This is a genomic window from Malaciobacter mytili LMG 24559 (assembly GCF_003346775.1).
GTDB lineage: Bacteria > Campylobacterota > Campylobacteria > Campylobacterales > Arcobacteraceae > Malaciobacter > Malaciobacter mytili.
The window spans coordinates 2697913-2724160 of sequence record NZ_CP031219.1 but is presented as its reverse complement, the minus strand read 5'-3'; the positions used below and the strand labels follow the sequence as shown (position 1 = coordinate 2724160).

25 protein-coding genes are annotated in these 26248 nt (G+C 27.2%); 13 read left to right on the top strand and 12 right to left on the bottom strand.

Translation table 11 applies throughout. From position 1 onward, the window contains the following. Positions 1–5: 5 nt before the first annotated feature. The 13 genes from nuoI to AMYT_RS13100 all read left to right on the top strand — a co-directional run bounded on the left by nuoI (position 6) and on the right by AMYT_RS13100 (position 14118). Positions 6–629: an NADH-quinone oxidoreductase subunit NuoI gene (gene nuoI, locus AMYT_RS13160; protein ID WP_114842980.1), complete on the top strand. Its 624-nt coding sequence runs from the start codon at positions 6–8 to the stop codon at positions 627–629. An 11-nt stretch (positions 630–640) separates the two neighbouring features. Beyond that, the gene (locus AMYT_RS13155; protein ID WP_114843207.1) at positions 641–1198 is read left to right on the top strand and encodes an NADH-quinone oxidoreductase subunit J; all 558 of its coding nucleotides are present in this window, start codon (positions 641–643) and stop codon (positions 1196–1198) included. Further along, a complete protein-coding gene (gene nuoK / locus AMYT_RS13150; protein WP_114842979.1) occupies positions 1195–1494 on the top strand; it encodes an NADH-quinone oxidoreductase subunit NuoK in 300 nt (99 codons plus the stop codon). The genes AMYT_RS13155 and nuoK overlap by 4 nt, the downstream gene beginning before the upstream one ends. A gap of 2 nt (positions 1495–1496) precedes the next feature. Next, complete coding sequence (gene nuoL / locus AMYT_RS13145) at positions 1497–3359, top strand: NADH-quinone oxidoreductase subunit L (protein ID WP_114842978.1); 1863 nt, start codon at positions 1497–1499, stop codon at positions 3357–3359. A 12-nt stretch (positions 3360–3371) separates the two neighbouring features. Continuing rightward, entirely contained in the window at positions 3372–4901 is a 1530-nt protein-coding gene (locus tag AMYT_RS13140; RefSeq protein WP_114842977.1) for an NADH-quinone oxidoreductase subunit M, read from the top strand. Continuing rightward, entirely contained in the window at positions 4898–6379 is a 1482-nt protein-coding gene (nuoN, locus tag AMYT_RS13135) for an NADH-quinone oxidoreductase subunit NuoN (protein ID WP_114842976.1), read from the top strand. The genes AMYT_RS13140 and nuoN overlap by 4 nt, the downstream gene beginning before the upstream one ends. Before the next feature lie 76 nt (positions 6380–6455). Continuing rightward, on the top strand, positions 6456–7466 hold the full coding sequence (locus tag AMYT_RS13130; RefSeq protein ID WP_121500834.1) for a glucosaminidase domain-containing protein: 1011 nt from the start codon (positions 6456–6458) through the stop codon (positions 7464–7466). 84 nt (positions 7467–7550) lie between these two features. Beyond that, on the top strand, positions 7551–8414 hold the full coding sequence (locus AMYT_RS13125) for a menaquinone biosynthesis family protein (RefSeq protein ID WP_114842975.1): 864 nt from the start codon (positions 7551–7553) through the stop codon (positions 8412–8414). After that, positions 8411–9181, top strand: a complete 771-nt coding sequence (locus tag AMYT_RS13120) for a UDP-N-acetylmuramate dehydrogenase (protein ID WP_114842974.1) — start codon at positions 8411–8413, stop codon at positions 9179–9181. The genes AMYT_RS13125 and AMYT_RS13120 overlap by 4 nt, the downstream gene beginning before the upstream one ends. A 69-nt stretch (positions 9182–9250) precedes the next feature. Next, positions 9251–11584, top strand: coding sequence for a type I DNA topoisomerase (topA, locus tag AMYT_RS13115; protein ID WP_114842973.1), 2334 nt, complete (start codon positions 9251–9253; stop codon positions 11582–11584). Further along, positions 11581–12096 carry a metallophosphoesterase family protein gene (locus tag AMYT_RS13110; protein ID WP_114842972.1) on the top strand — a complete coding sequence of 172 codons (516 nt, stop codon included), beginning with the start codon at positions 11581–11583 and terminating at the stop codon, positions 12094–12096. Before topA ends, AMYT_RS13110 begins: the two co-directional genes overlap by 4 nt. Further along, complete coding sequence (locus AMYT_RS13105) at positions 12083–12937, top strand: biotin synthase (protein WP_114842971.1); 855 nt, start codon at positions 12083–12085, stop codon at positions 12935–12937. The genes AMYT_RS13110 and AMYT_RS13105 overlap by 14 nt, the downstream gene beginning before the upstream one ends. A gap of 8 nt (positions 12938–12945) precedes the next feature. Beyond that, the gene (locus AMYT_RS13100; protein WP_114842970.1) at positions 12946–14118 is read left to right on the top strand and encodes a cation:proton antiporter; all 1173 of its coding nucleotides are present in this window, start codon (positions 12946–12948) and stop codon (positions 14116–14118) included. Between the two features lie 8 nt (positions 14119–14126). On the opposite strand, the gene AMYT_RS13095 is transcribed toward AMYT_RS13100, so the two are convergent. From AMYT_RS13095 to AMYT_RS13040, 12 genes are all read right to left on the bottom strand, one after another. Continuing rightward, entirely contained in the window at positions 14127–14828 is a 702-nt protein-coding gene (locus tag AMYT_RS13095; protein ID WP_114842969.1) for an AMIN domain-containing protein, read from the bottom strand. Continuing rightward, positions 14825–15067, bottom strand: coding sequence for a septum formation initiator (locus AMYT_RS13090; RefSeq protein WP_114842968.1), 243 nt, complete (start codon positions 15065–15067; stop codon positions 14825–14827). Before AMYT_RS13090 ends, AMYT_RS13095 begins: the two co-directional genes overlap by 4 nt. Before the next feature lie 4 nt (positions 15068–15071). Continuing rightward, a complete protein-coding gene (eno, locus tag AMYT_RS13085) occupies positions 15072–16346 on the bottom strand; it encodes a phosphopyruvate hydratase (RefSeq protein WP_114842967.1) in 1275 nt (424 codons plus the stop codon). Between the two features lie 136 nt (positions 16347–16482). Then, positions 16483–17523: a recombinase RecA gene (gene recA, locus AMYT_RS13080; protein ID WP_114842966.1), complete on the bottom strand. Its 1041-nt coding sequence runs from the start codon at positions 17521–17523 to the stop codon at positions 16483–16485. An 84-nt stretch (positions 17524–17607) separates the two neighbouring features. After that, complete coding sequence (locus tag AMYT_RS13075; protein WP_114842965.1) at positions 17608–18669, bottom strand: DUF354 domain-containing protein; 1062 nt, start codon at positions 18667–18669, stop codon at positions 17608–17610. A 5-nt stretch (positions 18670–18674) separates the two neighbouring features. Further along, on the bottom strand, positions 18675–19352 hold the full coding sequence (locus AMYT_RS13070) for an O-methyltransferase (RefSeq protein ID WP_114842964.1): 678 nt from the start codon (positions 19350–19352) through the stop codon (positions 18675–18677). A gap of 8 nt (positions 19353–19360) precedes the next feature. After that, positions 19361–21112, bottom strand: coding sequence for an asparagine synthase (glutamine-hydrolyzing) (gene asnB / locus AMYT_RS13065; RefSeq protein ID WP_114842963.1), 1752 nt, complete (start codon positions 21110–21112; stop codon positions 19361–19363). After that, positions 21097–22185, bottom strand: coding sequence for a glycosyltransferase (locus AMYT_RS13060; RefSeq protein ID WP_114842962.1), 1089 nt, complete (start codon positions 22183–22185; stop codon positions 21097–21099). Before AMYT_RS13060 ends, asnB begins: the two co-directional genes overlap by 16 nt. Beyond that, a complete protein-coding gene (locus AMYT_RS13055; protein WP_114842961.1) occupies positions 22182–22934 on the bottom strand; it encodes a class I SAM-dependent methyltransferase in 753 nt (250 codons plus the stop codon). Before AMYT_RS13055 ends, AMYT_RS13060 begins: the two co-directional genes overlap by 4 nt. Before the next feature lies 1 nt (position 22935). Then, positions 22936–23874 (bottom strand): methyltransferase domain-containing protein, encoded by a 939-nt coding sequence (locus AMYT_RS13050; protein WP_114842960.1) that lies wholly within the window; start codon positions 23872–23874, stop codon positions 22936–22938. A gap of 15 nt (positions 23875–23889) precedes the next feature. After that, entirely contained in the window at positions 23890–25041 is a 1152-nt protein-coding gene (locus AMYT_RS13045) for a glycosyltransferase family 2 protein (RefSeq protein ID WP_114842959.1), read from the bottom strand. Between the two features lie 12 nt (positions 25042–25053). After that, positions 25054–26247 (bottom strand): radical SAM protein, encoded by a 1194-nt coding sequence (locus AMYT_RS13040; protein WP_114842958.1) that lies wholly within the window; start codon positions 26245–26247, stop codon positions 25054–25056. Position 26248 lies beyond the last annotated feature (1 nt).

The following is a 26248-nucleotide window of genomic DNA, read 5'->3' as shown; positions in this document are numbered from 1 at the left end:
ATAAAATGAGTTTAGAAGAGTTTAAAAATAGAAATGTAGGTGTTCAAAACTATATTACTGTTCAAGATGATAATTATCCTAAAACAAATGGTGAGGCTTTTAAACAAGTTGTAAAAAGAAGTTTAAAAGGTGAGCTTTTTAATGGATTGAAAATTACTTTTAATATGATGAAAGAAGCCTTATTTAAAAATCAAATGCATACAGTTCAATATCCAGCAGAGAAACTTCCTATTTCTCCACGATATAGAGCAGTACACAAACTTTTAGCTTTGTTAGAATCTGGTGAAAATAGATGTATTGGCTGTGGACTTTGTGAAAAAATATGTATTTCAAATTGTATAAAAATGGATACTAGAATTGATGAAAATTCAAGAAAAGAGGTTTTAGAATATACAATAAATATGGGTAGATGTATTTTTTGTGGATATTGTGCTGAGGTTTGCCCTGAACTTGCTATTGTTCATGGTGGAAGATATGAAAATGCCAGTGAACAAAGAGCTCATTTTGCATTAAAAGAGGATTTATTAACACCTCTTGATAAATTATCTTTACAAAAAGAGTATGAAGGTTTTGGAGCAGTATCTATTGATGCTGATGAAAAAATCAAGAAAACTCCACTTTTATATTAGGAGAGAAAATGTTGTTTGAAGTAGTAGCTTTTTATCTATTTGCAACTTTAACTGTTGTAATGTTTTGTATAACAGTATTTACAAATAATGCCCTTTATGCTTTAAGTTCCTTAGCTGCTGGTATGATATTTATTTCAGCTTTTTTCTTTCTTTTAGATGCGGAGTTTTTAGGTGCAGTACAAATAGTAGTTTATACAGGTGCAGTTATGGCTTTATATGCTTTTGGTATGATGTTTTTTGATTCACTTTCTCTTGTAAAAGAGAAAATTAAAAATCCAAGGTTAGTGTTTTTATTAAGTGGACTTATTGCTCTTTTAATCGTTATTATTTTTGTATCTCCTATAATTGGACAAAATGTACAAGCAAATCTTCCTATTCATCCAGAGTGGGGAAATACACAAGATGTGGGAGTGGTTTTATTTACTAAATATTTAATTCCTTTTGAAGTTGCTGCAATTATGCTTCTTGTGGCAATGGTTGGAGGGATTATTTTAGCTGGTAAAAGAATGAATACTTCATATACTCAATTAAGTGAAAATCAAATAGAAGAACAAAAGGAAGACCTATGAGTTTAAATGCTTATTTAATTTTATCAACTCTTCTATTTTGTATAGGATTGTTTGGAGTAATTAGAAGAAAAAATCTTCTAATGCTTTTTTTCTCTACTGAAATTATGTTAAATGCTGTAAATGTAGGACTTGCCGCTATTTCTAAATTTCATGGGGATTTAACAGGTCAAATGTTTGCATTTTTTATAGTTGCAATTGCAGCTTCTGAAGTTGCAATTGGTCTTGGATTACTTATTTTATGGTATAAAAAGACAGGAACTATTGATTTAGATAGTATGCAAAGATTAAAAGGCTAATTATGGAAAAATATTTATATATAGCACTTTTTGCTCCACTTGTAGGTTCCCTTATAGCTGCTCTTTTTGCTATGGGTAAAAAAACTATTTTTACAGGTCTTTTTACTTCTTTTATGTTAGCTGTTTCAACTATTGCTTCATTAAATCTTTTATATTATGTATATAAAACAGGTGAAATTATCCATGTTAGAATGATGGATTGGATAGTTGTTGGAAATATTAATATACCTTTTGGGTTTATAGTTGATGAAGTAAGTGTAATTATGATGAGTGTGGTTACAATTGTATCAACAATGGTACATATTCACTCTATTGGTTATATGGAACATGATAAAGGATTTAATAGATATTTCTCATATTTAAGTGCCTTTGTATTTTCTATGCTTATTTTAGTAATGTCTGATAACTTTGCAGGACTATTTATAGGATGGGAAGGAGTTGGGCTTTGTTCTTGGCTTCTTATTGGGTTTTGGTATCATAAACACAGTGCTTCTTGGGCTGCTAATGAAGCTTTTATTATGAATAGAATAGCAGATTTAGGAATGCTGATTGGAATTTTCCTAATTTATTGGAATATTGGAAGTTTACAGTATGATATTGTATTTGCAAATATAGACTCTCTTTCAACACTTACTATTGTATCAATAGGAATATTTTTATTTATTGGAGCAATGGGAAAATCAGCACAATTTCCTTTTCATACTTGGCTTGCAGATGCAATGGAAGGCCCAACACCAGTTTCAGCTCTTATTCATGCGGCTACAATGGTAACAGCAGGGGTTTATTTAGTAATTAGAGCAAATGAGATTTATACAACAATTCCTGAAGTTGGCTATTTTATTGCTTGTTTAGGGGCTTTTGTAGCAATTTTTGCAGCCACTATGGCTTTAGTAAATAATGATATGAAAAGAGTAATTGCTTATTCAACTTTATCTCAATTGGGATATATGTTTGTTGCTGCTGGACTTGGAGCTTATTGGGTAGCATTATTTCACCTTGCAACACATGCTTTTTTTAAATCAGTCTTATTTTTAGGTGCAGGAAATGTAATGCATGCAATGAATAATGAAATTGATATTAGAAAAATGGGTGGGTTATATGAAAAGATGAAACCAACTGCAATTATTATGATTATTGCTTCAATTGCTCTTGCTGGAATTTTTCCTTTTGCAGGTTTTTTCTCAAAAGATAAGATTTTAGAAGCTGCTTTTAATGCAGATGCAATTATTTTATGGAGTATTTTATTTATAACAGCAGGACTTACAGCTTTTTATTCTTTTAGACTTATTATGAAAATATTTTTCTCAACACCTGTTTATAAAGAGTATGATTTCCATCCTCATGAAACATATCCTTTTGTTATTGCAGCTATGATTCCCCTTGCTCTTTTAGCAATAATTGCTGGTTGGTTTGAACACTCTTTTGTACAAATGGTTACTAAAACTCTTCCAACATGGGAGGCTTCAAATATTTCACATCAAACAGCATATATTTTAATAGCACTAACAAGTGCAATTGCAATTTTTGGTATTTTATTTGCAGTATTTAAGTATAAAAATGGTGGGTTTTGTAAATCTTGGGAAGAAAAAGCTATATATAAATTATTGTTAAATCAATATTATATTCCTTTGTTTTATGACAAAGTAGTTTGTAAAACATATTATGCTCTTTCAAAATTTGCATTTAAAGTTGTGGATTTAAAAATTGTTGATGCAACTGTTGATTTAATTGCAAGAGTTGTTTATAAAACTGGTGAGAATTCAAGACCAATTCAATCTGGGAATTTATCCCATGCATTGAAGGTTATGGCAATAGGTGTTGTGTTTATATTACTATTAAGTGCAACTCTTGCATTTATCAATTAAAGGTTAAAGCAGATGGATTATATTTTATCAATACTAATATTTTTCCCAGCCTTTGCTGCACTTATAGGGTTTTTAGTAAAAGAGGATTCTATAAAAGCTTATGGGATTTTAGTAACTGCAATAGAGTTTATTTTAAGTATAGTAATGTGGATAAATTTTGATGTACAAGATTCAAGTATGCAATTTACTCAAAGTTTCCCAATAATTCCCTCTTATGGAATAAATTACCTTGTAGGTATAGATGGAATTTCACTATTTTTGGTTATTATGACAACTTTTATGACAATGATTTCTTTAATTGGTCTTAGTGAAACAAAAGCTTTAAAAAATCTAATTATTACAGTTTTATTTTTAGAAATGACAATGGTTGGAGTATTTTTAGCTTTAGATGCCATAATTTTCTATTTATTTTGGGAACTATCACTTATTCCTATGCTTTATATAATTGGAGCTTGGGGAGGAAAATTAAGAGTTTATGCAGCAATTAAATTCTTTTTATATACTTTTTTTGGTTCACTAATTATGCTTTTAGGTATGTTATACCTTGGATATATCTACTTTCAAACAACAGGAAATTGGAGTTTTAATATTCAAGATTGGAATATGCTTATTTTACCTTTTGATTTGCAACTTTGGTTATTTATTGCCTTTTTTGCTGGGTTTGCTATTAAAGTGCCAATGTTCCCTTTTCATACTTGGTTACCTTATGCCCATGGGCAAGCCCCAACAATTGGTTCAGTAATTCTAGCAGCAGTATTACTAAAAATGGGAACATATGGTTTTGTAAGATTTTCTTTACCTCTATTTCCAGATGCTAGCTCATATTTAGTAATTCCTATGGCAATTTTAGCCTTAATTGCAATTGTTTACACTGCAATGGTAGCTTATGCCCAAGAGGATATGAAACAAGTAATTGCTTACTCTTCTGTTTCTCATATGGGAGTTATAATTTTAGGTATTTTTGCTTTAAATGTAGAAGGAATAGCAGGAGCTATTTTTCTTATGATTTCTCATGGAATAGTATCAGGAGCACTGTTTATGCTTGTTGGAGTGATTTATGATAGAAGACATACAAAACAAATAGAAGAGTTTGGTGGGCTTGCAAAAGTAATGCCAAAATATGCAACAATTTTTGCAGTGATTTTAATGGCTTCTGTGGGACTTCCTCTAACTATTGGGTTTGTAGGAGAGTTTTTATCTCTTCTTGGTTTTTTTAAAATCTCGCCAACTCTTACTTTAATTGCTGGACTTACTATTATTTTAGGTGCAGTTTATATGTTAGTAATGTATAAAAAATCTTTTTTTGGTGAAATAACTAAAGAAGAGAATAAAAAACTTCTTGATTTAAATAAAAAAGAGTTAATGGCACTTATTCCTTTAGTAGCTTTAGTTATACTTTTAGGAGTTTATCCAAAACCAATTTTAGAACCTGCAAATAATACAGTATCTAAGATGATTGAAATAATGCATGCAAAAATAGTTACACAAGAAGCGCAAATTAGATTACTAGATGCAAATAGTATAAATGGAGCACAAAAATGAATGAAATTCCAAAAATAGCCATTGATTTTGCTAGTTTAAACTTTACTACAATTGCTCCAATGATAGCAGCAATTATTGGTGCTTTAGTTATTTTATGTGTAGATTTAGTAAATAAAAAATTAGATAAATCTTTATATATAATTTTAGCTATTTTATTTTTACTAATTGATTTAGGATTTATTTTTGCTTTTAATTCAGATAGTAGAGGATTTTTTGATTTATTATTAGTTGATGGTATTTCAACTTTATCTCAAGCAATAATTGTAATAGCTTCTATTTTCTTTATTGCTTTAGGATTTTCAAAGCTTAGCTTTCAAGAGTTTAGGTACCCAGAATATTTTGCACTATTTTTATTTATGATAGCTGGATTTCAGTTTATGGTAAGTTCAGATAGCCTTATTTTAATCTTTGTTTCTTTAGAGACGGCTTCACTAGCTTTATATACAATGATAGCTATGCATAATAGATTAACAGCCATTGAAGCTGCAATTAAATATTTTACTATGGGTGCATTAGCAGCTGCATTTTTTGCCTTTGGGTCTATGATTTTTTATGCTCAAACAGGAAGTGTAGAGTTGGGACAAATTTCATATATCTTAACTCAAAATAATTTTGAAAACTATTTTGTAATTTTAGTAGGAACAGTATTTTTAATAGCTGCACTTGGATTTAAACTTTCTTTATTCCCTTTTCACTTATGGGTTGCAGATGTTTATGAGGGTTCATCTTCGGCTTTAGCTGGATTTATTTCTATTGTTCCAAAAATTGCTGGATTTATAGTGGCTCTTAGATTTTTTGAGATATTTATTATAAGTGATGATATTTTTATACAAACTATTTTATATACAATGGTTGTATTAACAATGACAATTCCGAATATTATTGCTTTATTACAAAATGATATAAAAAGAATGTTAGCATATTCATCTATTTCAAATGCAGGTTTTGCAATGGCTGCTATTTTAATAGGTACACATCAAGCAACACAAAGTCTATTTTTATATTGGGCTATGTTTTTAATTACAAATCTTGGTGGATTTACTATGCTTTGGTTAAATAGAATAAAAGATGAGAGTTTAACTGATGATAGTTTAAATAAATATGCAGGATTAGTAAAAACTTCACCAGTAACTGCTTGTATAATGGCTTTATTTATGTTAAGTTTAGCAGGTCTTCCTCCCTTTGCACTTTTTTGGGGGAAGCTATATTTAATTAGTAGTGCTTTAAATGCAGGGTTTATGTTTTTAGCTTTAATTATGGTTTTAAATTCAGCAATTGCAGCATATTATTATTTAAAACCAATCGTTTATATGTTTTTAAAAGAACCAATTAACTCTAAAGAGTATTATTTACAAAATGCATCTATGCCTATAAAATTTATAGCAGCAATTTGTGCAATTTTTACAATTCTTTCAATTTTTACTATTGAACCATTACTTCAAATAATTTCTTACTATATACAAATTTCGGGGTTTTAATCCCCGAAAATTTCAACAAAAATAACTTTTAGTGATATTTTGCTACACTAAGATATCACAATATACAGGAAACTTTATGAAAAAAATATATCTTATTGGAATGAGCATTGTTGTTTTACTACTTTTTGGATATTTTTATCATATGCAAGATAAACAAATTCAACACCTATCGCATCAAGTAGAAGATTTAATTTTGCAGTTAAATAATAGTAAAGAAAATGAAAAGAGACTAGAAGAAGAGTTATCTCAAACTATTATGCAGTTAAATAAATTAAGAATAAAAAATACTGTACCAGTTGCAGTTAAAAAAGCAAATTTTATTAAAATGATGGTACCACCTTTAAATGAAGTTTATGATGAATTAAAAATTCAGTTTTTAAGAATTCAAGAAGATATAAAAGAGGGAAATATAACTGAAGAAATAGAAAATCTAAAAGAGTTTTACAAAGTTGAATCAAATGAAGAGTTATTATATGCTTTAAAACCACATCCAAAATCAATTGCCCTTGCACAAGCAGCAATGGAGAGTGCTTGGGGAGAATCAAGATTTTTTAAAGAGGCAAATAATATTTTTGGAGTTTGGTCTTTTAATAAAACTGAGCCAAGAATTGCTGCAAATAGTCAAAGGGGTGAAAAGACTATATGGCTAAAAAAATATGCAACTATAAAAGGTGCAATAAAAGATTATTATATAGTTTTATCAAGAAGTGCTGCTTTTAAAGAGTTTAGAAAACTAAATTATGAAAATCCAAATCCATATTTATTAGTTACAAAATTAGATAAATACTCAGAAAAAAAAGAGGCTTATGGAAAAGCTTTATCTTCAATGATAAAATTTAATAATTTTACAAAATATGATGATAAAGAATTTATTATTGAAAAAGATGAACCTTTAAGTGAAGTAGAAAAAGAAGAAGAAAGAAAAATAGAAGAGAAAGCTATTGAAGAAAATAAAGAGGAAATAACTACTTCAAAACAGTTACAAGAAGATGAAAAAACTCAATTAAAAGAAAATGAAAATAAAGAAGAAATTTCTGTAAAATCAGAAGAAAAACCAGAAGAAAAAACTAAAGAAGAAACAAAGTAATTTACTTTGTTTAACTTCTAAGTAATAGATAACTTGTTACAATTTGTTTTTTAAGAACTACTACAAAGAAACTAAGGAAACAATTTGAAAACTATAAGTGTTGCTCACTCACCAGATGCTGATGATATTTTTATGTATTATGCAATTAAGTTTGGTTGGGTAACTGCTAAAGATGCAAAGTTTGAAAATATTGCAGATGATATAGAAACATTAAATCAAGCTACTTTAAAAGGTGTTTATGATATTTGTGCAATTTCTTTTGCACTATATCCTTTTGTAAAAGAGGAGTATGCTTTATTAAAAACAGCTGTTTCTTTTGGTCAAGGGTATGGACCAAAATTAATTAAGAAAAAAGGTGCTAAACTAAAAAGAAATTTCAAAGTGGCATTAAGTGGAGAATTTACTACAAATGCTCTTTTATTTAAAATAGCCTATCCTGAAGCAAAAATATCATATATGAACTTTTTAGATATTGAAAAAGCTGTATTAGAAGGAAGTGTTGATGCAGGAGTTTTAATTCATGAATCAATTTTAACTTATGATAAAGATTTAGAAGTTGAAAAAGAGATGTGGGATGTATGGGTTGAATTAAGTGGAGGAGAGCTACCTTTACCTTTAGGGGGTATGTGTCTTAGACGTTCAATTCCACTACATAGTGCAATTGATTATGAAAATACTTTAATAAAAGCTGTTGATGTTGCAAATAAAAATAGAAAAGTTTTAGCTCCTATGCTTTTAGAAAAAGGACTTATTAGAGTAGATGCCCCAACTCTTGATACTTATTTAGACCTTTATGCAAATGATGATTCTATAATGTTAAGTGAAATACAATATAAAGCTTTGGATAAATTGTTTGAATTAGGATATAAACATGGCTTTTATGAGAATTTAATAAAAGCAAAAGATTTTTTAATTCCAAGTGAATATGAGGAATTAAGAAACAAGTGATAAAACAAGTAGATTTTTCAAGATACTCTTCTATAAAAATTGGACCAGTTTGTCAAATTAAAGTAATTGAAGAAATTGGTGATTATGATAACTATACAATAATTGGAAAAGCTAATAATCTTTTAGTATCAAATAACCCTCCAAACTTTGCTATTTTAGGAAGTAATTTTGATTATATAAAACAAGAAGAAAATAGGCTTTATATAGGTTGTGCAACAAGTACAGGAAAAGTTTTAAGTTATTGTAGAAAAAATAATATAGCAAATTTAGAGTTTTTAGCAAAATTACCTGGAACAATGGGTGGGGTTGTAAAAATGAATGCAGGATTAAAAGTTTGGGAAATTTTTAATCATATAGAAAAAATTAAAACAAAAGATGGTTATATAAAAAAAGAAGAAGTAGAGTATTCTTATAGGGATACAAAAATTGATACTATAGTTTATGAAGTAGTTTTAAATACACAAAGTGGTTTTAGTAAAGAAAGATTAAAAGAGTTTAATAAAATGAGAGATAATCAACCCCAAAAACCAAGTGCTGGTTCTTGTTTTAAAAATCCAAAAAATGATTTTGCAGGAAGATTAATAGAAGAAGTTGGTTTAAAAGGTTTTAAAAAAGGGGATATGTCTTTTTCAAAAGAACATGCTAACTTTTTGATAAATGAAGGGGCTGGAACTTTTGAAGATGCAATTTTTTTAATAAACTTAGCAAAGCAAAAAGTTAAAGAAAAATTTGATATAAATTTAGAAGAAGAGATAGTTATTTATTAAACTTTATTTTTAATTAGATTAATTTATGATACACTTTGCACTTTAAAAATTGGGTAAGGGTAAGATAGTTTGAAGAATTTAGTAATAGTGGAGTCACCCGCAAAAGCAAAAACAATATCAAAGTTTTTAGATAATAGTTATGTAGTTATGGCCTCAATGGGGCATGTAAGAGATTTACCAAAATCAAAATTAGGTTTTGACCCAAATGATAATTTTAAACCTCAGTATTTAATTTCAACTGATAAAAGAAAAGTTATAGCAGATTTAAAAAAACATATTACAAAAGATACAGTAATCTACCTAGCAGCCGATGAAGATAGGGAAGGGGAAGCTATTGCATGGCACCTAATTCCTTCACTTAAAATTGAAAAAAATCCTATTAAAAGAATAGTTTTTCATGAAATTACAAAAGATGCTATTTTAAAAGCTATAGAAAATCCAAGAGATGTTGATCAAAATTTAGTAGATGCTCAACAAGCAAGAAGAATCTTAGATAGAGCAGTTGGATATGAGTTATCGCCACTTTTATGGAAAAAAGTAAGATATGGTTTAAGTGCGGGTAGAGTTCAATCTGTTGCAGTAAGAATTATCGTTGATAGAGAAAATGAAATAAGAGAGTTTGTTCCTGAAGAGTATTGGAAAATAAAAGCTGATTTTATAAATCCTGAATTAAAATCAGAACTTGCAAAAATTAATACAAAAACTGCAAAAGTAAAAAATGAACAAGAAGCAAAAGAGATTGAAGCTTCAATTAATCAAGGTAATTTTGAACTTTTTGATATAGAGGAAAATGAATCTACAAGAAATCCAGCACCTCCTTTTACAACTTCTACTTTACAACAAGAAGCAAGTAGAAAACTTGGACTTTCTGTTAAGCAAACAATGGTTATTGCACAACAACTTTATGAAGGAAATGTAGGGAATATCCCAAATCATACAGGTGGGTTAATCACTTATATGAGAACTGACTCTTTAAATCTTTCAAAAGTTGCAACAAGTGCAGCCAAAGAAGTAATTGAGCAAGAGTATGGAAAAGAGTATTCATTAAATAAACCAAGGGTTTATAAATCAAAAGCAAAAGGTGCACAAGAAGCACACGAAGCCATTAGACCTGTTAATTTAGCTTTAAAACCAAGTGATATTAAACCATATGTGGAAAGTGTTCAATATAAATTATACTCTTTAATTTGGAAGAGAACTTTAGCAACACAAATGAGTAGTGCAAAAATTGCAAATACTACATACAAAATTAGTGCAGGGAAAAATAAAGAGTTTGAATTTCAATCAAAGGGACAAAGAATTCTTTTTGCGGGATTTATGAAAGCTTATACAGAAGGTAGTGATAATCCTGAAAGCGCCCTTGATAGTAGTGAAAAAATCTTACCAACAATAAAAGTTGGAACAATTTTAGATTTAGAAAAATTGGATTTAGAACAACTATTTACTAAACCACCTGCAAGATATACTGAAGCTAGTTTAGTTAAAAAACTTGAAAGTGAAGGGATAGGAAGACCTTCAACTTATGCTCCAACTATTTCAACAATTCAACAAAGAGAATATGTGGTTAAAACTGAAGACAAAAAACTTGCACCTACTCCAACAGGTGAGATTGTAAACTCTTTTCTAACAGATCATTTTTCTGAAATTGTAGATTTAGGTTTTACAGCAAAAATTGAAGAAGAATTTGATGAAATTGCTGAGGGAAAAATTGCTTGGGAACAAGTAATGAAAGATTTCTATGGAGATTTTAAAAAGAGAATTGATGAAAAAGAGACAAGTGTAAGTAAAGAAGACTATTTACAAGTAAGAGAAATTGGAACTGATCCAAAATCAGGGAAACCTGTAACTGCTAGAGTTGGAAGATTTGGTCCTTTTGTTCAAATTGGAAGTAAAGAGGATGAAGAAAAACCAAAATTTGTTGCAATTCCTGAACATTTAAATATGGATACTATTACTTTAGATGAAGCACTATTTTTATTTAATCTTCCAAGAAATGTGGGTAAAAATAATGAAGGGGAAGATATTATTGCAAATATTGGTAGATTTGGTCCTTATTTACAAGTAAAGACAAAATTTTATTCATTAAAAACTGATGATCCATATACTATTGATTTAAATAGAGCCTTAGAAGTTATAAAAGAAATAGATGAAGCAAAAGATAAAGCAACAATAAAAGTATTTGAAAAAGAGAAAATACAAATATTAATAGGGCAATATGGACCATATATTAAAAAAGGTAGAAAAAATTATAAAATACCTGCAGGAAAAGTTGCACAAGATTTAACTTTAGAAGAGTGTCAAGAGATTATTGAAAATGATGCTAAGCCTGCTAAAAAAACAAAAACTGCTACTAAAAAAACAACAAAAAGCACTTCTAAGACAACTACAAAAAAAGCAAAATGAAAATAGGAATTTTATCAGATAGTCACTCAAGAAGTGACTATACTGAAATAGTAATAAATCATCTAAAGGAACAAGGTGCCCAGTTTTTAGTCCATGCTGGTGACTTATGTATAGAAGATAATTTAAAATTATTACATAATTCAAAGCTTGTATATGTTACTGTTTTTGGCAATAATGATTACTCTTTATTGGGTTTATCAGATAAATATAAAATTAAAAAAGAACCATATTACTTTAAAATAAAAGATATTACATTTAAGTTAATGCACTTACCTTATTATCTTAATTCAGACAGTAATATAGTGATTTTTGGTCATACACATGAGTTTGAGTGTAGTTATACTAATAATACTTTGTTTATTAATCCAGGGGAGGTTTGTGCAAGGCAAAAACCCCTTAGTGAGTGCGTATTGCTAGAAATTAAAGAAAATGAGTATATAATTAACTACTACTTTAGAGATATAAATACTAATAATTTTAAGAAAGAAGAGTATAAATATGAACGAAAATAAAGAGATATTTCTTTGTGCTATTTGTAATATTGAAAGTGGTACATGTAATGAAGATTGCAAATTTTGTACACAAAGTGTAAAGTACAAAGCTGATATTCAAAGATACAAACAAAAAGATATAGAGCAAATTGTTAAAGAAGCAAAAAGAGCAAAAGAAAATAATGCAAATGGTTTTTGCTTAGTAACTGCTGGTAAAGGTTTAACACCAAAAAGATTAGAGTTTGTATGTGAAGCTGCAAGAGCAGTTAAAAAAGAGAATTTAGGATTAATTTTAATAGCCTGTAATGGTACAGCAACAGTTGAACAATTACAAACACTAAAAGAAGCTGGAGTTGATGCTTATAATCATAATTTAGAAACTTCGCAAGATTTTTATTCTCAAATAGTAACTACACATACTTGGGAAGAGAGATACCAAACTTGTAAAAATGTAAAAGAAGTAGGGTTAAGACTTGTTTGTGGAGGAATTTTTGGTTTAGGTGAAACACAAGAGCAAAGAGTATCTATGCTTGAGTCAATTGCATCTTTAGACCCTATGAATGTTCCTTTAAATTTTTTCCATCCAAATTCTGCTTTACCAATTGTTGAAAATAGTGTTACAAGACAAGAGGCCTTTGAGCTAATTGAATTAGCAAGAAAAATGATTCCAAATGCGAAAAAAATAATGGTTGCAGGAGGAAGAGAGTTAATGTTTGGAGAAGAACAATATAAAATCTTTGATAGAGGAGCAAATGCTTTTGTTATAGGTGATTACTTAACAACAGCAGGAAGGTCTGCTCAAGAAGATATTGATGAACTTGAAAGATTAGGTTTTAAAATTACAAGAGAATGTAATAAGTAAGGTAATATATGGGTGATGAAATTTTAATTATTATATCTTTATCTGTAATTATATTTACATCGCCTCTATTATCTAAGGCGTTAAAGATACCAACAATTCCCATTGAAATAGCATTGGGAGCATTGGCAGTATATTTTTCATTTATTGTTGAAAACTCAATTTTTGAGTTAGTTGCTGAGCTTGGCTTTTTATATTTAATGTTTCTAGCTGGTTTAGAAGTTGATTTAAGAAAACTAATAACAATTCCAACAAATATTCTTAAAAAATCTCTTTTATATAATGTGGTGCTATTTTCTTTATCTATTGCAATTACTTTATATTTTGAATTAAGTAATATTTTTATTGTAACCTTACCTCTTATTTCCATTGGAATACTTGCTGCACTTAAAAAAGAGTATGGTGATGTGGATTGGATAAGAATGGCTATTGTTGTAGGATTAATTGGAGAGATAGTTTCAATTATTGCATTAACAACAGTTTCTGCTATGCTTGAGTTTGGTATAACTTGGCAGTTTTATAAAACAATGCTTTTATTTACAGTTTTTATGATTTTAATGACAGTTATTTATAAGTTATTTCATAATGTTGTATGGTGGTATCCTGAGATTAAAACATATCTTATGCCTACTCAAGACCATCAAGAACAAGATATAAGAGTATCTATGGCTATTTTCTTTGTAATGATTGCACTAATGATATATTTACAGCTTGAAGTTGCTTTTGGAGCATTTATTGCTGGTACATTTATTACAACTTTCTTTGAACATAATAAGTCATTACCTCATAAATTAGAACACTTTGGATTTGGGTGGTTAGTTCCAATTTTCTTTATTTATGTGGGGTCTTCTTTTGAATTAGAAGAGTTATTTCAAGATGGGCTTATAACAACAGCACTTTTAATTGTATTTGCTATGATAGCAATTAGATTTTGTGCATCATTATTATTTATTAAAGAGATGGGTAGAGATAAGTTTTTTATGCTAGGACTATCTCACTCTATGCCTTTAACTCTTTTAATTGCTGTAACAACAATTGCATATCACAATCATGCAATTGATCAGTTTCATTATTATGCTTTTATTTTAGCTTCAATTTTAGAGGTTTTAATAGTTATGATTGTAATTAGAGTATTAACAAGTTATTTGGGATTTAAGAAGCCAAATGTAGTAGCAAAAAACTAAAACAGATTTTACATCTGTTCTAGTTTATAAATAGTAACTTGATTATCATCATATGTTACTTCATAATTTAATGGTGTATCAGATAATTCAACTACAACTCTAAAAAATTTATCTTTTTTATGATTTCCAACTGTAATTTTTGTAAAGTTTGTTGAGTTTAAATCTTCTCTTATTGTATAAAAGTTTTCATTTGCATAAAAATCTAAAATCATTTTATTTTTATTTGGTAAAGTAAACTTTTTAAATACTTTATATTTTGATTGTAACTGAAGTTTTTCATTTGTATATTCAAGTTTTAAAAATGGTAAAATCTCTTTTTCATAAGATACATCAGTTCTTGGTTTAACATAAATAATCTCTTCAGGTTTTTGCTCTTTTAGCTCTTTTACAATCTTTTTAGTTTCGCTAACTGTTTTTTGTTGAGCTTGTGTTATAAGCTTTTTTACTTTCTCTTCTGTTAAGACTTCAGGCTCTTTTTTTTCATTTGAAGCTTTTGTATCTTTATTTATACTATTAGCTTTCATATTATCTTGAATCTCTTTGATATAGTATTTTTCTTGATTATCAAATTCATCTGGATAACTTTCATCTATTTCCATAAGTCTTGCAACTTCTTCATTATAAGTTTGTGTAGGTTCAAAAGGATTTTCTCTCGCACTTAAATTTGATGATAATATCAGTAATGCTATAAATAAAGATATTTTTTTCATTGTTCTGGCTCCAAGTTTTTTAGTTCAAAATACTCTTTTTGCAAATGGGCATTTTCTTCTTGTAATCTTTTAATTTCGTTGATTAAATATACCCTTTTATCTTTTAAAGAATTATAAACATCCAACGAATTACTTCCAAATAAAAGTATAGCAACATGATAACTTAGAAAAAGTGTAACAGCAATAGAGGCTATTGCTATTACACTAAATTTCTTTATTTCATGAACTTTATGTTTCATTTAATTATTTAGAAAAAGGAGCTTTTCCTAAATATTCTGCATATGCAACTTCAGCACCAATTTCTAGAAGTCTGTTATATTTAGCGTTTCTTTCACCTCTAGAAGTAGCACCAGTTTTAATTTGTCCACAATTTAAAGCAACTGCGAAATCTGCAATAAATGCATCTTCACTTTCACCTGATCTATGAGACATAACGCAGTTATAGTTATTTCTTTGTGCTAATCTAATAGTAAGCATAGTTTCACTTACACTTCCAATTTGGTTTGGTTTAATTAATACTGCATTTGCAATTTTTTTAGAAATTCCCTCAGCAACGATTGCTGCATTTGTTACAAATAAATCATCACCAACTAGTTGAACTTTATTTCCAAGTTTTTCAGTTAGAATTTTCCATCCATCCCAGTCATCTTCACTTAATCCATCTTCAATTGAAACAATTGGATATTTAGAGCATAAATCAGCATAGTATTGCACTAACTCTTCTGAAGTTAATTCTCTATTTTCTGATTTTAATACATATTTACCTTGCTCATTGATAAGCTCAGAAGCTGCAACATCTAGTGCGATTGCAATTTGTTCACCAGCTTTATAACCAGCTTTTTCAACAGCTTTTAAAATAACTTGAATAGGTTCCTCATTTGATTTTAAGTTTGGAGCAAATCCACCCTCATCACCAACTGCTGTACTTTCACCCATCTCATCTATAATTTTTTTAAGGTTATGATAAACTTCTGCTGCTGCTCTTAATCCATCATTAAAATTTTCAAATCCAACTGGCATAATCATATACTCTTGAAAATCAACTGAGTTATTTGCATGTTCTCCACCATTGATAATATTAAACATAGGTACAGGCATAGTCATAGCATTTGCTCCACCTAAATATCTATATAATGGAATATCTAGCGATTTTGCTGCTGCACGTGCAACTGCCATAGATACACCAAGAACTGCATTCGCCCCTAATTTAGAGTAATTATTTGTACCATCTAAATCTTTCATAGTTGCATCAACTTCTGCTTGATTATATGGGCTTAATCCAATTAGTTCATCTGCAATTAAAGTGTTAACATTTTCAACAGCTTTTAAAACACCTTTTCCTAAAAATCTATCATCACCATCTCTTAATTCTAAAGCTTCTCTTTTCCCTGTACTAGCACCACTTGGAACGATAGCACTTTGTTTTGTTCCATCACTTAAAATTACTGTTGCTCTTACAGTTGGGTTTCCTCTTGAATCTAATACTTCATCAGCGTAAACGTTATCAATATATACCACTGGGTCTCCTATTTTGTGTTGCGTAAATTTAAGGATATTATACAAAAAAAATAATTGGTAATTGCTTTTATAAGATTTATTTGAAGTTAATTTGTAAGTAAAGTAAGTAAATCAAAAGAGAAGATCTCTTTTGATTTTAATCGTCTTCTTCAACAGTTTCTTCACCATCAAAGATTTTATTTGTGTTGTTCATTCCCATAGCTAATAGAATTTTTTCTTCTATTTCTTTTGCAATTTGTGGGTTATCTTTTAAGAATACTTTTGAGTTTTCTTTTCCTTGACCAATTTTAGTGTCACCATAGCTAAACCAAGCTCCAGCTTTATCAACAATATCAAGTTTTACCCCATAATCAATAAGTTCACCCATTTTAGAGATACCTTCTCCAAACATTATGTCAAATTCAGCTTGTTTAAATGGTGGTGCAACTTTATTTTTAACAACTTTAACTTTTACTCTATTTCCAATACTTTCTTCACCTTGTTTTAAAGTTGCTATTCTTCTAATATCAAGTCTTACAGAAGAGTAGAATTTTAAAGCATTTCCACCTGTTGTTGTTTCAGGACTTCCATATCCTGTCATTCCAATTTTCATTCTAATTTGATTGATAAAAATTACAGTAGTTCCCATTTTATTCATAATACTAGTAACTTTTCTTAAAGCTTTACTCATAAGTCTAGCTTGAACTCCCACTTGTTGGTCATCCATATCACCATCAATTTCAACTTTTGGTGTAAGTGCAGCAACTGAGTCAATTACTACTAAATCAACAGCTCCACTTCTTACAACTGTTTCAAGAATTTCCAATGCTTGCTCACCATAATCAGGTTGTGATACAAGTAAGTTATCCACATCAACACCAAGATTTCTTGCATAAATTACATCTAAAGCGTGTTCTGCATCAATAAAAGCACATACTCCACCTGCTTTTTGACACTCTGCAATTGCATGCAGTGTAAGTGTAGTTTTTCCTGAACTTTCAGGTCCATAAATCTCTATAACTCTTCCTTTTGGTAAACCATTTACTCCAAGAGCTAAGTCTAATCCAAGTGAACCAGTAGAGATAGCTTCAACTGGCATAACTTCTTTATCTCCAAGTCTAATTAAAGTACCTTTACCAAATGCTTTGTCAATTTGTTTAATTGCTAAATCTAGTGATTTTCTTTGATTTTCATCCATTATTTTTTCCCAAAAATTTATTTATGTTGGAATTTTAGCAAAAAAAATATAAAGTATATATTTTTATTGCATTTTGTAATATTTTTATTTTAATATATCATCTACCATATTAGAAATATTTAATTGCATTTGTAAAAATACATTCTCTTTTTCTTCTTTTTTACTTTCAAGTAGAGTATAAACTTTTTGTAAAAGTTCTTCTTTTGTATTTACCCAATACATAAGGTTATTATCTATTTGATACTTATCATAGTGACAAATAAAACTTCTTGTAGATATTGTGGGAGTATTGAAAAAACAAGCTTCAGTGTTTAAAGTTCCTCCTCCTCCAATAAATAAATCAGCATAAGCTAATAGGTGTTGGATTATTGTTTTTTCTTCTAAAATAGTTGCAAAAGGAAACTCTTCTTTTAAATATGAGCTTTCATATCTTGGAATAATTACTATATTTGAATTAGTAGTTTTATGTATCTCTTCTAAGGCTTCATATAAAATTGGGTATTTTTTATCAACATAAGAAGATTTATACTCTTCTTCTCTAATAATAATTAGTTTTTTTGATAAATCAAGATTATAAGGTTTAAGCACTTTTTTTACATATTCAAAATCAGGTTTAAAATCTTTTAGCCAAATAAGTGGGTCAATAAAATTATAATCAAAAATCTGTTCTTCATCTAGAGAAAATCGTAAGAATATCTCATCTGGAACAACAAAAGGTTTAAAAACTCTTGTTGATAAAGGTAAGGTAAGTCTTGCTTGAGGAAGGGCTTTTTTAAAGTTTGTATTATAATCTGATAGGGGAATATCATAAAAGTTTATTACAGGTATTCCAAGACCAAAAGCAACTCTATTTGCATCAACAGAACATAAGCAAACCAGTCTATCTATATCATAAATAGTTACAAATTCCATTAGGGCTTTTTGTCTTTCTATTGAAGCGTGAAGTTTATCTTTTAAACAAGCTCCTCCAAACTCCCCTCTATTTACAAATTCCATATTATAAAGTCTTAATAATTCAACTACTTCAGAATAACCATTTCCTTCCCTTGCTGTTATTAGAACTTTTCTTCCTCTTTTTTCAATCTCTTTGATTATAGGAATAAAAAATAAAACAGATTTTGGAGTAACTAAATCAAACCATATCATATTATTTACCTTATATAACAAATTCCAAGTTTATTTAAATCTTCTATTTTTTCAATTACAGTATCTTTTTTTATAACTTCCCAAGCTTCTTGCATACCTTTAGACCAAGAAATATCATCAAAAACAACAATTGAGTTATTTGTTAAATAAGGTTTAATTTGTTCAAAATATTTAATAGTAGCATTTTTATCATGGTGACCATCAATAAAAGCAAAATCTATTGTTTTTATCTCTTCTAAAACTTCTTGTAAAATATCTTGAAATTTTCCTATAAACTGCTTTATATTTGTACAATTTGCTTTTTTTATATTATTTGAAGCAAGTTGGGCAACATTGCAATCACCTTCAATAGTAAAAATATTTGAAGTTTTATTTGCTTTGGCCATATAAATACTTGAAAATCCACAACAAGTTCCCATTTCTAAAATATTTTTAGGCTTATTTTGTTTTACTAAAAAGTAAAGCTTTTGTGCCCATTCATTTTTTAAACCAATAGAACATAAATCAAAAGAGTTTGTTACTTTTTCAACACCTTTATACATCTGTTCTTCATCTCTATTTTCTTTTGGATCTCCTGCACCATAATCTTTAAGTGTAATAGGGATATTTTGGGCTTTTATCTCTTCTCTTATTTTTTCTATTTCTTCAAAGATTTTTTTATCTTCTTGTGAAAAATTATTCATTTTTTACCTTAATTATTTTTATCGTGCCATCTAGCAAAAATATAAAGATTCCATAGATGTTGTTTAAATCGATTTTCTTTTGATTCATTATATATAAACTTTACAAAGTCTTCATTAAAAATATTAGTTTTTTTATTAACCTTTAGTATAGTATTTAAAATTTCTTCTTTATACTCTTCATGTAACCACTCTAAAAAAGGAAATGAAAAGCCTTTTTTTTGTCTATGAACAATCTCATTGGGTAAATACTTTTGAGCTATTTGCTTTAATAAATATTTATTTGTATTTCCTTGTTTTATTTTATCTTCTACACTTAACATATATTCAACTAATTGATGGTCTAAAAAAGGAGCTCTTAATTCTAAAGAGTTTGCCATTGACATTCTATCTATTTTAGTCATTAAAACTTCTGCTATCCAAATTTTAAAATCAATATAAGTAAGCCATTTTGTAGGGCACTCTTCATATGCCATATAGTTTTTTATATAATTTTTAGCTTTATAATTTACTAATAGTTTTTCTTTTTGCCTTTCAGTAAAAGCTTCTCCACAAGTTTGATAAATAGGCTCTTTAAAATAGGCTCTTTTATTATATTCCCACTCTTTTGTAAGATTAAATGTAGAGTTTTCTGCTTTTGTTTTATAATATTGAAGCATTTTAAAGTAGTTATCATATCCTAAAAAACTCTCATCACTCCCTTCTCCTGAAAGAGCCACTTTAATACCTTGTTTATTTATAAATTGGCTAATTAAGTATGTGGGAATTGAGGCACTATCTGCAAAAGGTTCATCTACAAAATCTAACATGGTATCTATTGTTTCAATAAACTCTTTTTTTCCTATAATTAATTCATGATGATTTGAGTTTATATGCTTTGCAACAATTTTTGCATATGGTAGTTCGCTATAGTGAGTATGTTCATCATAACCTATACAAAAGGTATTTATTTGTTTATTACTAAATTTTGCATATAGTGCAGAAGTTAAAGAAGAATCAATTCCCCCTGATAATAAAGTAGCTACTTCCACATCAGAAACTAGTCTTTTTTTTACAGAATTTATAAGTAATGTTTCAATATTTTCTAAAATCTCTTTTTCATTATCTTGGGTAGTTTTTATATTATTTATATCATAATATTTTTCTATTTTAAAACTTTTTTCATCTAAAAATATATAACTTCCTGCACTTAATTTTTTAATATCTTGATAAAAAGTATTTTCATTTATAGGAGTCATAAACGTAAGATATTCATAAAAGGCATTATTATTTATTTGAGGTTTTGTATTTAATAGTTTTAATATAGATTTTATTTCACTTGCATAAATAAATTTATTATCTTTATAGTAATAATAAAAAGGTTTTTTCCCAAATCTATCTCTAGCACAAAAAAAAGAGTTTTTCTTTTTATCATAAATACAAAAAGAAAACATTCCTTCTAATTTATTTAAAAACTCTTTTTCGTATTTTTGGTAAAGTCTTATTAAAACCTCTGTATCTGATTTTGTAAGGCAAGTTAGATTTTCTTCTTTTATTAGTTCTTGATAGTTATAAATTTCTCCATTAAACGTTATAACTAAATCATCAAAAATCATAGGTTGATTTGCTTCTTCATTTAAATCAATAATACTAAGTCTTGTATGTCCAAATTGATTATTTTTATACTCATAAAAACCTAAGTTATCTGGTCCCCTATGATTTAATAATTCAATAGCTTTATGAAAATTATCTATTTTATAATTACAACCTATAATTCCACACATTTTTTTATTTCCTCTTCATACTTTTGTAAAGTTTTATTTAAAGAAAAATTTTTAGAGTGCATAAAAAGTTTATCTTCTAAAAGTTTATTCTCTTTTTTATTTTTTAAATAAAATACAATCTTTAAACTAAGTTCTTCAATATTACCTTTTTCTATTAAATTTTCATTAAAAAGAACCTCTTTACTTCCTTTATAATTATAAGCAAGTATATTTTTCTTTAAACTCATAACTTCTAATATTGTATTTGAAAAACCTTCATAATAAGAAGGAAAAACAAATAAAGAACAATTTTTTATATAAGAATATGGTAAGTCTGCTCCAATTAGAAAAACTCTATTTTTAAGGTTTAACTTTTCTATTTCATTTTCAAGTTCAGCTCTTAAAACTCCTTCTCCTACAATAAGTAAATTCTCTTTGATTTGAGTTTTGATTTTATTAAAAGCTTTTATTAAATCAAGTTGTCCTTTTTGTTTATGTAATCTTCCAATATTTAATATAAAATTTGAATAATTACAAGGAGTAAAAGTCTTTATTTTTAAAATACCATTATGTATAGTAATACTATTATTAATATGAAAAATATCCTCTAATTCATTTTTTATTGAATTACTTACTGTAATTATTTTATTTGCTTTAGGATATAAATTTTTTATCTTATTATAGTAAAATTCTGAAGATAGAAGATGGATTTTTTTATCTTGGTATGAATCAAAAATGCTAACTCTACAAGAGATGATTTTTTTGCAAGAAAAAGAGCTTTCAAGAGCAATTAAATTATTATAATCTTCATAGCTTATTAAAAGATGAGGTTTGATTTTTTCTAATAAAGTTGTTAATTCTTTTACTCTATAATTAAAAAGTTTTTCTCCAATATTTTCTTCTTCAATATTAATCTTTTTTGTTTTTATTTTAAAAATTTCAATATCTTGGATATTGTAATTTATATTTTTATTATCTTCTGCTAGGATTATTTTTATATCAAATTTATCTTTTAAATAATTTGATAATAAAAATACAGATTTTTGAACGCCACCTATATCTAAATTTTGAGTAAATATGGCAATGGTTTTCATTTTTTTACTTTTAAAATCAACCAAAAATTTGGACAATAGTTTTTTAATTTTATTTTATCTAGTAGTAATCCTAATAAGTTATTACATGAAAAAATAAAAAATAAAAAAGGAAGTAATATTGTGTTTCTTAAAAGTTTATTTTTACTTGATACTTCCCATATAAAACCATTTATAATTGAAAAAATAGTAGTTCCTAAATAACCTTGATAATGAAATTCTAAAATTTTAAAATCATAGTTTTTACAAATCTCTTTTAAACCATATTCACTAAATCTATAAAAATCATAAGGAGTTGCATGGGCTTGATAGATAAAAGGAACAGATAATATTAAAATACCATCTTTTTTAAGAACTCTTTTTATCTCTTCTAAGGCTTTAAAAGGATTATCTATATGTTCTAATACTTGAGTTAAAATCACTGTATCAAAACTATTATTTTCAAAAGGTAACTCTTTTATATCAGCATCAATAAATTTTTCTTTAGAAGAGCTAAACATATGAGTATGAATATTACCTTTATCAATTGAAATATACTCTTCAATATTATTTAAAATATATTTTTTATAAGGGGAATGTCCTGAGCCAATATCTGCACATTTTCCCTTTATATAAGGAATACTTTTTTTTATTGATTTTTTTAGTTGTAACCAATTTAAAAAATTTATATTAGTAATATAAACATTTGGTTTTTTATTTTCTCCTGTTAATAATGGAATAATCTTAAAAGAAATAAAATCTAAAAAACTCATATTAAGCTTTGTACCCTTTCATCCCTAGTAAATATCTCGAAGGTCTTATATCTTTAAAATTCTCTTCTTCAAACCATTCATAAACTTCATCAAGATAGTGATAATTTATATAAGTGGGACTATACATATCAAAAGTATTTAATTGTCTAACTTGTATATCTTTATCCATTGCAAGAGGAAATCTCTCTCTTAATCCATCTCCTATAATAGGTAATAAATATAAATAATAAAAATAAGAGCTAATTTTACTAAATGTATATAGTTGTTTTGAACTAAATTTAGAAGTGATATTTCTTCTTATGAAGTTTTGGTTTTTTATTTTTCTTTCCCAATATTTTCCATAAAGCCAAATAGAAACAAGCCCTTGTTTTTTCACATAAGGAGTAATTGCTTTAAAAGCTTTTTTTGTATCGGGAGTGTGATGAAGTACTCCTAAAGAGTAGATTAAATCAAAACTTTTTTCTTTAAAAGGTAGATGAAATAAATTTGCTTGAATAATAGTTACATTTTCAAGCTCTCCAACATTTTCATATGCAGCATCAACTGCACGACTTAAATCTACTCCAATTATATGTTTTGCTTTATATTCTTTTGCAGAAATATCTAAATAAGGACCTGCTCCACAACCTATTTCAAGAACTAATTTATTTTCAATATCTTCTTTATTTAAATTTAAATATTTACTCATTTCATCTTTAGACATAGAGGGTCTAGTATTTTTTACATCTTTAAACAAATGCCATTCATCACCAAAAGAGCTAACATACTCTTCATTTGTTACAAATCTAGGAATAAAATTAATAATTTGATATTTATTAGAACAGTTTGTACACGTTAATGTTCCTTCTTTTACTCTATCATTTTTTGTTTGTAAAATTTCTAAACTTAAATTACTTTTGCAAGAAGGGCAAACAAAAAAATCTATTGCTTCTTTTAACATTTTTTTTCCTTAGTTCTAATTATCTATAAGTTCTAAAATTTTAAATTTATTTGGTATTTGTATTAATTTTTTATAAATATTATGAATAATTTTTCTTTTATATGAGGCTATTATAATTATTGAATCTTCATTTTCATTTTTTAAATAATTAGAAAAAGTTATTATATCTTCTCCTTTTCTAATATCATCAATAAAGTTACAAATAAAAATATCTTTACTAATTAAAAAATCATTTAATTTTATACCCACTTCTCCAAAACCATATATATAAATCTTTTTATTTTTTAGTTCATTTTCACTAATTAACTTTTCAAAAATTTCTTGATTTAAATTTAAATAATAATTCATTTCCATTTGTTCAAAATGATTAAGAAAATATTTATCAAATGAATTTATTAAATGTTCTAAATTTTTTTCTTTTAAATAAGGTATCACATGTTCAACTAATGAGGTTGTATTTTTTAGTTGTGCATAAACACTACTTTGAATACTATTACTAAATGTCTCTATGTTCTCTTCTCTTATCCAATGATAAACTACTTTATTTAGGAATTTAATTTTTTTACAATGTAGTAAAATATCATAAATTAAAACTTGGTCATTTGAAACAATAGAAGAATCCCATTTAAAGTTAGGATTTAAAAAGAAATCTAAATATTTTTTCTTTAAAATCATAGTGCTTAAGCATAAATGCTTTTGGTATAAATAAAAGTCTTTAACCAATTGCATACCTGTATATTCATTTTTAAATTCATGTTCTTGAAGGGTAAGTTTTTTATTTATAACTGTTCCCACTCTTGCAAATACCATATCTATATCATCTTCTTGCATAAATAAACAAATACTATCTTTAATAAAGTTTGGATCAACTAATCTATCATCATCACAAATAATAGGTATAAAATAATCACTATTTATATATTTAAGTGTTGCTTGCCAATTGTCAAAAAAACCTTGATTTTTTTTATGTCTTATATTTTTAATTTTATTAGTATTAAATGATTTTATAACTTCTTGAGTATTATCAGATGAACAGTCATCTCCAATTAATAACTCAATATTTTCATAAGTTTGCTTTAATACCTGTTCAATAGCCTCTTTTAATTCATTTGCACGATTATAAGTAACTAAAACTATAGATACTTTAGGACTTTTAGTATTAGTCATTATTTAATTCCTTTATTCATAACAATTCTTACATACATCAGGGATTTGTCCTAATAAATGCTTTTCTCTAAAATTTATAAACTCTTGTGTATTCCAAGTTTTTATCTCTTTTTGATTGCCTAAACTATAAATATCTGGATTTGCAATCATACAGCAAGGGGAAATTCTCATATCTGAGCCAATAAAATATCTATTAAATGGCCAAGGACATAAAGTTTTTTCTTCTTTAGTGGAAAACTTACTTTGTAAATCCCAAATAGTAATATCAATATTTGAAGATTTTTTTAATTCAATTAACTCTTGCTTGATTTTTTCACTAAATGCATCTTTTGCAACTCTTTTTTTATTTGTTTTTTCCCATTTTTCTTGTCCCCAAAATCCAAGTCCAATAGAAAAAGTCATTTTTTTAAATTGCATCTTTTGAGCTATTTTTATAAAGTCTAAAATTTGATGTTTATTATATTCTTGTAGTAAAACCCACATATTAGTAACATTTTTATTTAATTTATTTGCATAGGTATTTAATAAAGTTACATTTTCTACAACTTGTTCAAAGTTAGATTTCTTTCTAATTTTTTCAAATATCTCTTTTGTAGCACCATCAAAAGATATTTGAATATCATTTATTCCAGAATCAATAAGCCTTTTAAAATTTTCATTATGTAATAAAGAGCCATTTATTGTAGTTCTTACCCAAATTTTTTTGCTTACAGCATATTTTACCATCTCAAAAAAATCAGGATGAAGTAAAGGCTCTCCTATTCCTTGAAGTTTTATTTCAGTTAATCCATATTGTGAATCTATAAGTTCTTTATAGTCTTCTATTTTTAAATCTTCACTTCTTTGTGCATTTTTCCACCCTGATAATTGACACATAATACATCGAAAATTACATCTACTTATAGGTTCTATATCTAAAATCGTAGGTAAATAATCTCTTTTTAACTCATTTCGTGGTTGTTTTAAAGAGATGAAAAAATTTTTTAATCTTCTTTCATCTTCTAAAAGCCCTTTATATCTTGTAAGATAGTATGAAAATTCATCTGGTTTTGGAAAAGTTAAACTATTTATTGTCTTTTCATCTTTTTCTAAAATTTCTTTTTCTAAAATTTCAGGATGTTTCACATAATTTTTAATCTTTTCAATAAAGTTTATAAACTCTTCTTGAGAATATTTATTTACAAATTCTTCTTCACTAATAAGCATA

What these genes read in the sequence shown, in the direction of transcription:
- AMYT_RS13140 (WP_114842977.1), top strand. Translation starts at nt 3,372, where the DNA reads ATGGATTATATTTTATCAATACTAATATTTTTCCCAGCCTTTGCTGCA.
- AMYT_RS13105 (WP_114842971.1), top strand. Translation starts at nt 12,083, where the DNA reads ATGAACGAAAATAAAGAGATATTTCTTTGTGCTATTTGTAATATTGAA.
- AMYT_RS13130 (WP_121500834.1), top strand. Translation starts at nt 6,456, where the DNA reads ATGAAAAAAATATATCTTATTGGAATGAGCATTGTTGTTTTACTACTT.
- AMYT_RS13045 (WP_114842959.1), bottom strand. Translation starts at nt 25,041, where the DNA reads ATGACTAATACTAAAAGTCCTAAAGTATCTATAGTTTTAGTTACTTAT.
- AMYT_RS13040 (WP_114842958.1), bottom strand. Translation starts at nt 26,247, where the DNA reads ATGCTTATTAGTGAAGAAGAATTTGTAAATAAATATTCTCAAGAAGAG.
- asnB (WP_114842963.1), bottom strand. Translation starts at nt 21,112, where the DNA reads ATGTGTGGAATTATAGGTTGTAATTATAAAATAGATAATTTTCATAAA.
- recA (WP_114842966.1), bottom strand. Translation starts at nt 17,523, where the DNA reads ATGGATGAAAATCAAAGAAAATCACTAGATTTAGCAATTAAACAAATT.
- AMYT_RS13055 (WP_114842961.1), bottom strand. Translation starts at nt 22,934, where the DNA reads ATGAGTTTTTTAGATTTTATTTCTTTTAAGATTATTCCATTATTAACA.
- AMYT_RS13110 (WP_114842972.1), top strand. Translation starts at nt 11,581, where the DNA reads ATGAAAATAGGAATTTTATCAGATAGTCACTCAAGAAGTGACTATACT.
- AMYT_RS13075 (WP_114842965.1), bottom strand. Translation starts at nt 18,669, where the DNA reads ATGATATGGTTTGATTTAGTTACTCCAAAATCTGTTTTATTTTTTATT.
- AMYT_RS13095 (WP_114842969.1), bottom strand. Translation starts at nt 14,828, where the DNA reads ATGAAAAAAATATCTTTATTTATAGCATTACTGATATTATCATCAAAT.
- nuoI (WP_114842980.1), top strand. Translation starts at nt 6, where the DNA reads ATGAGTTTAGAAGAGTTTAAAAATAGAAATGTAGGTGTTCAAAACTAT.
- nuoN (WP_114842976.1), top strand. Translation starts at nt 4,898, where the DNA reads ATGAATGAAATTCCAAAAATAGCCATTGATTTTGCTAGTTTAAACTTT.
- AMYT_RS13070 (WP_114842964.1), bottom strand. Translation starts at nt 19,352, where the DNA reads ATGAATAATTTTTCACAAGAAGATAAAAAAATCTTTGAAGAAATAGAA.
- AMYT_RS13090 (WP_114842968.1), bottom strand. Translation starts at nt 15,067, where the DNA reads ATGAAACATAAAGTTCATGAAATAAAGAAATTTAGTGTAATAGCAATA.
- nuoL (WP_114842978.1), top strand. Translation starts at nt 1,497, where the DNA reads ATGGAAAAATATTTATATATAGCACTTTTTGCTCCACTTGTAGGTTCC.
- nuoK (WP_114842979.1), top strand. Translation starts at nt 1,195, where the DNA reads ATGAGTTTAAATGCTTATTTAATTTTATCAACTCTTCTATTTTGTATA.
- AMYT_RS13050 (WP_114842960.1), bottom strand. Translation starts at nt 23,874, where the DNA reads ATGTTAAAAGAAGCAATAGATTTTTTTGTTTGCCCTTCTTGCAAAAGT.
- AMYT_RS13100 (WP_114842970.1), top strand. Translation starts at nt 12,946, where the DNA reads ATGGGTGATGAAATTTTAATTATTATATCTTTATCTGTAATTATATTT.
- AMYT_RS13060 (WP_114842962.1), bottom strand. Translation starts at nt 22,185, where the DNA reads ATGAAAACCATTGCCATATTTACTCAAAATTTAGATATAGGTGGCGTT.